The sequence below is a fragment of the Streptomyces sp. PL-25 genome (genome assembly GCF_058344915.1).
Window position 1 is genome coordinate 2,817,542 of the sequence record NZ_CP136997.1, and the last position, 11,611, is coordinate 2,829,152.

The window sequence follows — 11,611 nt, forward strand, 5'->3', positions numbered from 1 at the left end:
GACCTTTCCGACGCTATGCCGAGAGGTGAGAAGAGCGGGGGGTTATCGGCCAACTTCGACGTGTCCGTGGAGTGTGACGCTGCTCTCGCCCGCGCCGCTGCCGGGCATCGGCCCGGCGTCCTGGAGGCTCTGGGGTACGGAAAGGCCCCGGCCGACCCGCGAGGACCAGCGACCGCCGCCCGGTCACGGATGTGGTCCGTGCACTCCGGGCGCAGAGCGGAGGCGAGCGCGCCCCCGCGAACTATCGCGCTGATCACGCCACCAGGCTATCGCTCTTCACGGGTGCCCCGTCATGAGCCGTATGTGTACAAAACCGGGGGTGGAACTTTGACGTTCTGCACAGGGACAGACGCGGCGGGAGGTGCGTGGCGCCGCGGCCCGGCTCCGGTCTCCTTCCGGCACCCCCGGGCGCCCTCAGGCGGCGAGGCGCTGCGCCTCGGTGACCGCCTCCCGGAGGGTGTCCACCACCGGGACACCGACGCCCTCCAGGCTGGCCCGGCTGTGCGACCCGCCCGTGTACAGCACCGCCCGCGCCCCCGCGTGCCGCGCGGCCAGCGCGTCGTCGGCCGCGTCGCCGATCACCACTGTGCGCGCCGGGTCGACGTCCTCGGCCAGCGCGCCCAGGTGCCGCACCATGTGCTCGGCCTTGCTGCCGCCGGAGGGACCGGTCCGGCCCGCCACGCGTATGAAGTGCGTCTCTATCCCGAAGCCCCGCACCAGCGGGACCAGGTCCTCGTGCCCGTACATGCTGAGGATCGACTGGCTGTGCCCGGCCGACGCCCAGCCCGTGAGCAGCTCCACCGCGCCGTCGGCCAGCCGGCAGCGGGCCCGGTGCTCGGTGTAGTGCCGGTGGAAGGCGTCGTCCATGACCTGCCACTCGGCGTCCGTGGGCAGCCGCCCCATCAGCCGCTCGTAGAACTTCGGCACCGGCACGCAGTACAGCGCCCGGTAGCGCTCCAGCGTGATCGGCTCCATGCCCAGCTCGGCGAAGGCCGCGTTCGTCGCCCCGATGATCGCGTCGTTGTCGTGGAACAGCGTGCCGTTCCAGTCCCAGACGATGTGCGCTCCCGACTGCATCCCCATACCGAAGAACGTACCCGCCGCCACTGACAACGGGCACGGGGCGGGGTCTGATCACCTCGGCGGCCCGGCCTGCCCGGCCTGCGCGGTCCTCCCAGCCCCCTCGGCCTGCGCGGTCCGCCCGGCTCAGATCAGGTTCGGGATCTCCTGCGTGGCGTACCAGAGCAGCTCGTGGTCCTCGGCGCCGTCGACGACGAACTGCGCGTCGTCGTCGCCGGTGTCCGCCGCGCCCAGGGCGCCGGCCGCCGCGGTCACGTCCGCCACCGCGTCGTCCGCGTCGACGTGCACCGCCGCCGCCTTGGCCAGCGGTACGGTCCGGGCCACCCTGACCTCGCCGAGCGCGGCGGGGTCCAGGCCCCGGTCGGGGTCGGCGCTCGCCGCGCGGTCGGGGACGTCCACGGCCACCACGACCCGGCGGCGCGGTGCCTCCGGGTCCATGGCCAGCAGCCGCAGCGAGGCCAGCGCGGCCCGGTTCAGCGCGGCGTACTCCAGCTCCTCCAGGTCGTCGGAGACGTACCACTCGCGCAGCGCGGGGGTGACGGCGTAGGCGACGAGCGGTTCCGGTCCCAGCTCCCCGGCCGCGTGGGCCGCGGCGAGCCCGGGGAGGGTCAGGGGGACGTAGACGCGCATGGCCGGCCGCTTTCTCGGTGGGATGAAGGTCCGCGGGGTGCCGGGAGACCGCGGGAGGGCCACCCGGACGGCCTTCAGGATACGTGCGGAGGCCCCCTTTCGTGTCCCCGGCCGCACCCTCCGGGGCGTCCACCGCGCGCCCCGCGCTTCACCCGGTGCACCCCTGTTCCGCCGCGCCGTTACGGGGGCCCGGCCGCGCAAATTCACCCGGACAGGTGAAACCGGCACATGGTCGACCCGGGCGGAACCTTCCTTGCTCCCCCGCGACGGGTCCCGTACAAGGTCCCCAGCAGGAAGTTACTGCTCGGTATTGCGGGCTCGCACCGACCGGCGGCCCGCGTTCCACGGCGCACAGCCAGAGCACACCGAGAACGGGGACGCATGAACAAGGTCATGACCAGGGCGCAGCGCCGCCCCGGCACCCGCCCGCCCGGCCGCCGCGACGCCCGCCGCCCCGGCGGCACCCCGCCGCGCACACCGGGCGGCAGTCCGGCACGCACCGCGAGCGACGGCCGCCCGCCGGGTTCGCCCCGGGGCACCGGCCCCGCCCGCACCGGCCCCACCGACAACCGCCCGCCCACGACACCGGCCACGCGCCGGACCGCCCCGCACGACAGGACCGACGCCCGGCCACCGGCCGCACCCGGGCCTGCCGGGCTTCCCGGGGACGGCGGGGGCGCCCGGGAACGGGAGCGCGCCGCCGCGTCGGCCCTCGCGGCCGCTCCCGCCACCACCGACCTCTTCGCCGACCGGCTCCTGGCCGTGCTGAGCGGCCGGCGCCCCGTCCACTGGATGCTCCGGCACACCGCCGGCCGGGCCTACGACGAACTCGTCCGCCTCGCCGAACACGGCCCCCTGCGGGCCCGCGGCGCCCATCCCGTCGTCCGCGACATCGGCTACTTCGAGCCCCGCCCCGGCGCCCTGGAGGTCTTCGCCCGCATCGGCGCCGGCCCGCAACTGCGCGCCCTGGCCTTCCGCCTCGAACGCGGCCGGGACCGCCGCTGGCGCTGCACCGCCGTGGAACTGGCCCTTCCCCGGGTCCCGGGCCGCCCCCGCCCACGGGAGGAATGACAGAGCCCGAGGAGCGGGGCCTCCGGCCCGGGACGGCAGCGGGCCGGAGGCACCGACAGGGGCACAGCAGGGCCGGACGAGCCCACCAGGACCCCTGAGGCGGCCCGGACAAGCCCGAGGAGGCCCGAGTCCCTCCGAGTCCCTCCGAGGACCCTCGGCAAAGCCCACAGCCGCTCACAGGCCCGGCGGGAGGCCACGCGCTCCGGAAGGGAGGCGCCTGGAAGGGAGGCGCCTGGAAGGGAGGCGCCTGGAAGCAGTGACGGAGCCACCGGCACCCGTCCGGCCCCGAACAGGGGCTGGACGGGACCGGCGAGCCTGGCAGGCCCCAGGGAGGGCTCGGCTCCTTCCCGAAACCCACGGGCCCCTCACAGGCCCGGCTGAGGCCCCGTCCACCGGCGCACCGCCGGGCGGGCGGCGGGGGCCTGGCAGGCGCCCGCCGGGTGGCCCCCCGACCTCTGCGGGCCGGGCGTCGCCCGCCCCTTCCCGGACCGCGGGGGCCCACCCACACGTCCGGCCGAGGTCCGGCCCGCCCGGCACACCGCCGAGCGTGCCGGGCGGGGCCCTGCGGGCCGGACGGGCCGGACGGGCCGGACGTGCCGGACGTGCCGGACGGGCCGGACGGGCCGGACGTGCCGGACGGGCCGGACCTCACAGCCGGTTTCCGAGGGCGGGCCAGGCGGGCCAAGCGGGCCAGCCCGCCGCCGGGCTCCGTGGGGCGGGCCGGGCGTCGGCCAGGCATCCCAACGGCCCCCGTGCCCCGCGCCTCAGCACCCGCGCCCCCTCGTCCAGGCACGGGGAAGCCCCCGGAGCAGGCGGCCCGGCCAGGGGCCGGCAGGGCGTGCCCGGGGCCTGCCGGCCCCTGAGCGCGCGCCGCCGGGCGCAAGCCGAAGGGCCGGGCACCGAACCGTGCCCGGCCCTTCGGTCGGATGCCGCTCCCCGCAGGCAGGGAGCCGGTGTCACTTCTTGCGGCGACGGCCGCCCTTCGCCTGCTTGCGGCGCTCCGCACGCGTGAGGCCGTCCGACTCGGAGCGGACCGGCTCGTCGTCGCTGGCGAACTCGCCCTCGACGACACCGCCCTCCCCGTCCACGGTCGGGGCGGAGAAGTGGAGGTCGCGCCGCTGCGGCGCGTCCAGCCCCTTCGCGCGGATCTCCGGGCGCGCGCCCGCCTGCGCGGGCACCGCGTCCTGCGGCGCCTTCTCCAGGGACGGCGCGGCGTCCTCGACGGGGACCTCCTCGACCTGCTGCTCGACCTGGACCTCCAGGTTGAACAGGTAGCCGACGGACTCCTCCTTGATGCCGTCCATCATCGCGGAGAACATGTCGAAGCCCTCGCGCTGGTACTCGACCAGCGGGTCCTTCTGCGCCATCGCGCGCAGGCCGATGCCCTCCTGGAGGTAGTCCATCTCGTAGAGGTGCTCGCGCCACTTGCGGTCCAGGACCGACAGGACCACGCGGCGCTCCAGCTCACGCATGATCTCGGAGCCGAGCTGCGTCTCGCGCGCCTCGTACTGCTCGTGGATGTCGTCCTTGATGGAGTCGCCGATGAACTCGGCCGTCAGGCCCGCGCGGTCGCCGGCCGCCTCCTCCAGCTCCTCGACGGTGATCTTCACCGGGTAGAGCTGCTTGAACGCGCCCCACAGCCGGTCCAGGTCCCAGTCCTCCGGGAAGCCCTCGGCGGTCTCCGCCTGCACATAGGCGTCGATGGTGTCGTCCATGAAGTGCTGCACCTGCTCGCGCAGGTCCTCGCCCTCCAGGACGCGGCGGCGCTCGCCGTAGATGACCTCGCGCTGCCGGTTGAGGACCTCGTCGTACTTCAGGACGTTCTTACGGGTCTCGAAGTTCTGCTGCTCGACCTGCGACTGGGCGGAGGCGATCGCGCGGGTGACCATCTTGTTCTCGATGGGCACGTCGTCGGGGACGTTCGCCATGGACATCACGCGCTCGACCATCTGCGCCTTGAACAGACGCATCAGATCGTCGCCCAGGGAGAGGTAGAAGCGGGACTCGCCCGGGTCGCCCTGACGGCCGGAACGACCGCGCAGCTGGTTGTCGATACGGCGCGACTCGTGCCGCTCGGTGCCCAGCACATAGAGGCCGCCGAGCCTCTCGACCTCTTCCTTCTCCGCCTTGACGGCCTGCTCGGCCTTCTCCAGGGCGGCGGGCAGCGCGGCGGCCCACTCCTCGATGTGCTCCTCGGGGTCGAGGCCGCGCTGGCGCAGCTCCGCCTCGGCGAGGTCCTCGGGGTTGCCGCCGAGCTTGATGTCCGTACCGCGGCCGGCCATGTTGGTGGCCACGGTGACGGCACCCTTGCGGCCGGCCTGGGCGACGATGGACGCCTCCCGCTCGTGGTGCTTGGCGTTGAGCACCTCGTGCTGCACGCCGCGCTTGCTGAGCTGCTGCGAGAGGTACTCGGACTTCTCGACCGAGGTGGTGCCGACCAGGATCGGCTGGCCCTTCTCGTGCTTCTCCGCGATGTCGTCGACGACCGCCTCGAACTTGGCGACCTCGGTGCGGTAGATCAGGTCGGACTGGTCCTTGCGGACCATCGGCCGGTTGGTCGGGATCGGGACCACGCCGAGCTTGTAGATCTGGTGGAACTCGGCGGCCTCGGTCATCGCCGTACCGGTCATGCCGGAGAGCTTGTTGTAGAGGCGGAAGAAGTTCTGCAGGGTGATCGTGGCGAGGGTCTGGTTCTCGTCCTTGATGTCCACCCCTTCCTTCGCCTCGATCGCCTGGTGCATGCCCTCGTTGTAGCGGCGGCCGGCGAGGATACGGCCGGTGTGCTCGTCGACGATCATGACCTCGCCGTCGATGACGACGTAGTCCTTGTCCTTCTTGAACAGTTCCTTCGCCTTGATGGCGTTGTTCAGGTAACCGACGAGCGGGGTGTTCACCGACTCGTAGAGGTTGTCGATGCCCAGCCAGTCCTCGACCTTGGAGACGCCGGACTCGTGGATGGCGACGGTGCGCTTCTTCTCGTCGACGTCGTAGTCGCCGGTCTCCTCGACGCCCTTGAGCGGGTTGCCCGCCTCGCCCTTCTTCAGGCGCGTGACGAGCTTGGCGAAGTCGCCGTACCACTTGGTGGCCTGGTCGGCCGGGCCGGAGATGATCAGCGGCGTACGGGCCTCGTCGACCAGGATGGAGTCGACCTCGTCGACGATGGCGAAGTTGTGGCCGCGCTGGACCAGTTCGTCCTTCGCCCAGGCCATGTTGTCGCGCAGGTAGTCGAAGCCGAACTCGTTGTTCGTGCCGTAGGTGATGTCGCAGCCGTACTGCTCGCGGCGCTGGGCCGGCGTCATGTTGGCGAGGATGCAGCCCACGTCCAGGCCGAGGAACTTGTGGACGCGGCCCATCATCTCGGAGTCGCGCTCGGCCAGGTAGTCGTTGACCGTGACGATGTGGACGCCGTCGCCGGACAGGGCGTTCAGATAGGCGGGCAGGGTGCCGACGAGCGTCTTGCCCTCACCGGTCTTCATCTCGGCGACATACCCCATGTGCAGGGCGGCGCCGCCCATCAGCTGCACGTCGTAGTGCCGCTGGCCCAGGACCCGCTTGGCCGCCTCTCGTACGGTGGCGAACGCCTCGGGCAGCAGGTCGTCCAGGCTCTCGCCGTCGGCGTACCGCTGCTTGTACTCATCGGTGAGGGCCCGCAGCTCGGCGTCGGAGAGGTCGACGAAGTCCTCTTCGATGGAGTTGACCTGGCCCGCGATGCGGTGCAGCTTGCGCAGGATCTTGCCTTCGCCTGCACGCATGATCTTCGAGAGGACGGACACGGGGGTTGGTCTCCTTGCCGGTCGGGCCTGGGACGGTCGGTTTCCACTGGCTTGGCTGAGCAACGGCCATCGTATGCGAGGACCCGGCCCAGCCGGGAGGGCCTGCCGCGAGGGCACTCCTCCACTGTGCCCCGCGCCGCCTCCACAGGGAACAACGGGCGGGAGCCCCGGATGGTGCCGCGCCCGCCCGGGATTTGCGCGAATCGTGACCGCCCGCTCACAGAGCGGGAAACACGATGGCGCCCCGCACGGCCCACGAGCAGAATCGGCCGATGGAACCCGTCACCCTGACCACCGCCCGCCTCGTCCTGCGCACCGTCGGGCCCAAGGACACCGACACGGTGTACGCCGCCGCGCTCGACCCGGACATCCAGCGCTGGACCACGATCCCCTCCCCTTATCAGTACGAGGACGCGCGCGACTTCACCGAGCGCCTGGTGCCCGACGGCTGGGCCGACGACTCCATGTTCACCTTCGGGCTCTTCCTGCCCGCGCCCGCCGACGACCTGGTGGGCATGCTCGGCATCACCCGGCGCGCCCCGGGCACGGCCGAGGTCGGCTTCTGGGGCACCAGGGAGCACCGCGGCAACGGCCACGTCTCCGAGGCGGTCCGCGCCACCGCCCGCTGGGCCTTCGCGCACCTGGCCGTGGACCGCCTGGAGTGGCGCGCCGAGGTGGGCAACACCGCCTCCCGCGCGGTCGCCGAGCGGACCGGTTTCACCGTCGAGGGCACCCTGCGCGCGGCGCTCGACAACAAGGGCGTACGACGGGACTGCTGGGTGGGTTCCCTGCTCCCCTCCGACCTGGGGCTGCCCGCGACGGCTCCCTATGTGCCCGCCCCTTCCCGGTCCTCCGGCGGATGACGCCCAGGCCGGGGCGGGGTGTCAGTGGCAGGCCCTATCGTGCGGTCCATGACGAGCGTCCCGCGCCCCATCGCCGATCTGTCGGCCGACGAAGCCCGCCGTATCGCCCTGCGCGCCCAGGGCCTCCTCGGCGCCCCCGACCGGAGATCCGGTGTGCGGGGCGTGCTGCGCCATCTCGGCGCGGTCCAGCTGGACACCATCTCGGTGCTCGCCCGCTCCCACGAGCTGATCCCCTACGCCCGGCTCGGCGCGGTGGGCCGCACCACAGTGGAGCAGGCCTACTGGACCGGCACCCACGCCTTCGAGTACTGGTCGCACGCCGCGTGCGTCCTGCCCATCGAGGAGTGGCCGCACTTCGCCTTCCGGCGCCGCGCCTACCGGGGCCGCCCGCACTGGAACCACCGGCTGCCCGGCGGCACCTACGACCAGGTGATCAAGCAGCTGACCACCGAGGGCCCGCTGACGGCGACCGAGTTGGGCGGCGCCAAGCGGACCAGCGACTGGTGGGACTGGTCGGGGACCAAGGTCGCCGTCGAGCGCGCCCTGATGTACGGGGAGGTGGTCTGCGTCGAGCGCCGCGGCTGGAAGCGGGTGTACGACCTGGCCGAGCGCGCCGTCCCCGCCGCCCTGCTCCACGACGAGCTGGACGACACCGAGTGCCTGCGCCGCCTGGTCGGGCTGGCCGGCCGGTCCCTGGGCGTGGGCACGCGCGCGGACATCGCCGACTACCACCGGCTCAAGGGCGACCAGGTCGACGCGGTGATCGCGGACTCGGGCCTGGTCCCGGTCACGGTCGAGGGCTGGGGCAGGCCCGCCTGGGCGGATCCGGAAGCCCTGGCGACCCCGCCGCGCGGCCGGCACCGCACCACTCTGCTGTCCCCGTTCGACTCGCTGATCTGGGACCGGGCGCGCACCGAGCGGATCTTCGGCTTCACCCACCGCCTGGAGGCGTACGTCCCCAAGCCCAAGCGGGTGCACGGCTACTTCGCGATGCCGGTGCTGGCGGGCGGCCGGCTGGTCGGGCGTGTCGACCCGGCCCGCGAGGGCCGCACGCTGGTGGCCAAGCAGGTCACCCTGGACGGTCCCAAGGCGGTCCCCGCGGTGGCCCAGGCGCTGGTCGAGGCGGCGGGCTGGGTGGGCATCACGGACGTGCGCGTGGAGCGGGTGGACGCCCCGGAGCTGCGCGAACCCCTCGCCCAGGAGGTGAGCCGGACGCTGGCCGCGGCCCTGCGCTGACCGCTCGCACGGAGAGCGGCGGCCGACAGCGGTGCCGGACGGGGCGGCAGACGGCGGGCGGGAGGGACGACCGGGGCGGGGAGACAGCGGGACGGGGAGAGGCAGCGCGGCGAGGAGAGGCAGCGGGGCGGCTCAGCGGATCTCGAGGATCTTCTCCCGCATCGCGTACACCACCGCCTCCATCCTGGAGTGCAGCTGGAGCTTCTCCAGGATGTTGCGGACGTGGTTCTTCACGGTGTTCTCGGAGATGAACAACTCCTTGGCGATGTCCCGGTTGTTCATCCCCGTCGCCACCAGCTTGAGGACCTCCAGCTCCCGGTCGGTCAGCCGGGGGGCGGGCACGAGACGGCGCTCGTCGGTGCGCTGGATCATCGACTTGAACTCGGTGAGCAGCTTGGACGCCATGGACGGGCTGATCTGCGACTGCCCGTCGGCCACCGCGCGGATCGCGGTGGACACCTCGTCCGTGGAGATCTCCTTGAGGAGATAACCGGTCGCGCCCGCCTTGATCGCGTCGTAGAGGTCGGCCTCCTCGTCGCTGATCGTCAACATGATGATCTTCGCGCTGGGGGCGACCTCCTTGATGGAGGTGCACGCCTCGATCCCGCCGCGCCGGGGCATCCGCACATCCATCAGGACGATGTCGGGCAGCAGGTCGGCGGCCTTGTCCACGGCCTCGGCGCCGTCGCCCGCCTCGCCGACGACCTGGATGTCCTCCTCGGCGGCGAGCACGATCTCCAGGCCACGGCGGAAAAGGGCGTGGTCGTCGACCACCAGGACCCTGATCGGCTCCGCACGGGACGGGCCCGTGTCCGGACCCATGCCGACGGCGCCGCGGTCGGCGTCCTCGTCCCGCATCGGTCCGAAGCTGTCCGTCATCGTTGTTCCTCCCCCTGAGGCTGTGGCCCGGTGTGGGGTGCCGTGGCTGGCCAACCCGAGGCAACGGCCCAGCCGTTGGGCCGTTGCGGCCATGATTCCATGCTCAGCGGCCCCCGCGGTGACCGAGCGAGGCGCGAGGGGGTCGCACGTCGGTGCCCCCGGGGGCGCACACGCGCACTCCGGGGGCACCGGCCCGGCTGTATCGGCCGGAGCGGGACGGGGCGGGTGGTCAGCCGCCCAGCGTGCCGCCCGCCTCGGGGGAGTTCTCCACCGCGACCATCGTGTCCGTCCTGAGGTGGATCACGCCGTAGTCGTAGGCGTGCCGCCGGTAGACCACGCTCGGTTCCTTGGTCTCCGAGTCGACGAACAGGTAGAAGTCGTGCCCGACCAGCTCCATCTCGTAGAGAGCCTGGTCGAGGGTCATCGGAGCGGCGAGGTGGGTCTTCTCGCGGACCACGAGCGGGCCGTCGCCCTGTACCTCGAGCGAGCCCACCTTCTTCGTGGGCACGTGGTCAGCGGCCTCCTCGGCGGCGGTCTGCCCGCTGCCGTTGAGCGCGGCCACGCCCGGCACGCGGTCGGGGACCTCGGAGGCCGGGATGCGGCGCGCACCGCGCCGGGAGAAACGCTTGTCGTGCTGCTTGCGCAGCAGTGCGTGCAGCTTCTCCGCCGCGAGGTCGAGTGCCGCGTACGGGTCGCTGGCCGCCGCCTCCGCCCGGACCACCGGACCGCGGGAGCGGAGCGTGATCTCCACTCGGTCGCAACGGTCGGCCTGCCGGGGGTTGGGCTCCTTGGACACCTCGACGTCGAGGCTGATCACCTTGCCGTCGAGCTTCTGAATCTTCTCCAGGTTCAGCTTCTCGGCCACGTGCTTGCGGAACCGGTCGGGCACCTCTGTCTTGCGGCCCTTGACGACGATGTCCACGCAGAACTCCGTTCCCGGATCGCTCCGCTTCCTCGGCGGAGCGTCTCCCTTTCGCACCCGGTTCCGGTCAGGTCCGGAACCTCGGACTCGGTGACATCCACCTCCCCTTCCCCGCGGGCGAGATCTCCACCCTGCCGATGCGGGGAGATTGCGAAAAAGCGCAAACTCGCGGCACGGCATTCGGATATGACGGGAACGGCCTGCGCCTTTCCCTCACACCCCGAACATATCTCGCCGGGTGGGATGGCGTCACCCTCTACCGCGGTGTACCTCCATCCAGATGAATTGCCCCTGTCATTACCTGCAACGATGCGTCTCCGCTGTCAGTTCCGTCTATTTCGAAGGAATCCGGTGGAGCGGCGACGACGGCCGCGCAGATCACGTCACCGCTTCCGCCGGCATCCGCCAATTCGGATGTGCCGTACAACGGGTTCCCCTCCTTCCGCCGTGTTACCGGCTTCCGTTCCTCCATCCCTTCCCGGGCCCGCGCCGTGTACACGGCCGACCTCACCGCGCGCGCCGCCTCCGTCAGCGAGGCCCCCGTCGTCATCAGGTCGTCGACCAGCACGACGGGCCCGTCCAGCAGCAGCCGCCCGCCGCCCGGGACCGCCCGCAGCGCACCGGCGAGGTTCGCCTGCCGCTGCCGGGAGCCGAGCGCCGACTGGTCGGCCACGGCGCGCCGCTGCCGCAGCACGGTGAGCGTCCGGACCGGCAGTCCCGAACGGCGCAGCTCACCGGCCGCCGCCAGCGCGATCCGCCGCACCGGATCGTGCCCCCGGGCCCGCACGGCGCCCCGCGCGGAGGGCACCGGCACCAGCAGCACCGGTCCGGTGCCGCCCCGGGCCGCGTCCGGGATCCCGGCCGTGCGCAGCCCGGCCCGCACGGCGCCCGCCAGCGCCGCGCCCAGTGGTCCGGCCAGGGCCAGCGCTCCTCTTTCCTTGTGGGCGAGGAGAGCCGCCCTGACCTCGTCCGCGTACGGAGCGGCCGCATGCACGGCCGGCAGACCGCGCGGCGCCGGGTCCGGCCGCACCCGGCGCGGCGCGGCCCGGCCCAGGGCGGCACGGCACCGGGGGCAGAGCACCGTGCGCGGCCTGCCGCAGCCTCCGCACTCGGTCGGCAGTACCAGGTCGGTGAGGTCCCGCCACCACCTGCGCATA

At 72.7% G+C, this 11,611-nt stretch carries 9 protein-coding genes; 3 read left to right on the forward strand and 6 right to left on the reverse strand.

Annotated elements, in window-relative coordinates; translation table 11 throughout:
* Positions 1–414: 414 nt before the first annotated feature.
* Positions 415–1,083 carry an HAD family hydrolase gene (locus R4Z62_RS12475; RefSeq protein ID WP_064537460.1) on the reverse strand — a complete coding sequence of 223 codons (669 nt, stop codon included), beginning with the start codon at positions 1,081–1,083 and terminating at the stop codon, positions 415–417.
* Between the two features lie 123 nt (positions 1,084–1,206).
* A complete protein-coding gene (locus R4Z62_RS12480; protein ID WP_491519838.1) occupies positions 1,207–1,710 on the reverse strand; it encodes a DUF6912 family protein in 504 nt (167 codons plus the stop codon).
* A 381-nt stretch (positions 1,711–2,091) separates the two neighbouring features.
* Here R4Z62_RS12480 and R4Z62_RS12485 point away from each other — a divergent pair, with 381 nt between their 5' ends.
* On the forward strand, positions 2,092–2,781 hold the full coding sequence (locus tag R4Z62_RS12485) for an Rv3235 family protein (protein WP_355477157.1): 690 nt from the start codon (positions 2,092–2,094) through the stop codon (positions 2,779–2,781).
* A gap of 956 nt (positions 2,782–3,737) precedes the next feature.
* Here R4Z62_RS12485 and secA read toward each other — a convergent pair.
* Positions 3,738–6,554 (reverse strand): preprotein translocase subunit SecA, encoded by a 2,817-nt coding sequence (secA, locus tag R4Z62_RS12490; protein WP_064533418.1) that lies wholly within the window; start codon positions 6,552–6,554, stop codon positions 3,738–3,740.
* A 272-nt stretch (positions 6,555–6,826) separates the two neighbouring features.
* Between secA and R4Z62_RS12495 the strand changes: the two genes are divergently transcribed.
* Both R4Z62_RS12495 and R4Z62_RS12500 read left to right on the forward strand, forming a co-directional pair.
* Positions 6,827–7,417 carry a GNAT family N-acetyltransferase gene (locus tag R4Z62_RS12495; protein ID WP_491519839.1) on the forward strand — a complete coding sequence of 197 codons (591 nt, stop codon included), beginning with the start codon at positions 6,827–6,829 and terminating at the stop codon, positions 7,415–7,417.
* A 48-nt stretch (positions 7,418–7,465) separates the two neighbouring features.
* A complete protein-coding gene (locus tag R4Z62_RS12500; RefSeq protein WP_064533419.1) occupies positions 7,466–8,653 on the forward strand; it encodes a winged helix-turn-helix domain-containing protein in 1,188 nt (395 codons plus the stop codon).
* 132 nt (positions 8,654–8,785) lie between these two features.
* Here the strand turns inward: R4Z62_RS12500 and R4Z62_RS12505 are convergent, their stop codons facing one another.
* The 3 genes from R4Z62_RS12505 to R4Z62_RS12515 all read right to left on the reverse strand — a co-directional run bounded on the left by R4Z62_RS12505 (position 8,786) and on the right by R4Z62_RS12515 (position 11,610).
* Positions 8,786–9,532: a response regulator gene (locus tag R4Z62_RS12505; RefSeq protein WP_018565489.1), complete on the reverse strand. Its 747-nt coding sequence runs from the start codon at positions 9,530–9,532 to the stop codon at positions 8,786–8,788.
* A 229-nt stretch (positions 9,533–9,761) separates the two neighbouring features.
* Positions 9,762–10,454 (reverse strand): ribosome hibernation-promoting factor, HPF/YfiA family, encoded by a 693-nt coding sequence (gene hpf / locus R4Z62_RS12510; RefSeq protein WP_064533420.1) that lies wholly within the window; start codon positions 10,452–10,454, stop codon positions 9,762–9,764.
* Positions 10,455–10,710: 256 nt separating this feature from the next.
* Positions 10,711–11,610: a ComF family protein gene (locus tag R4Z62_RS12515; RefSeq protein ID WP_355477163.1), complete on the reverse strand. Its 900-nt coding sequence runs from the start codon at positions 11,608–11,610 to the stop codon at positions 10,711–10,713.
* Position 11,611: the final 1 nt, after the last annotated feature.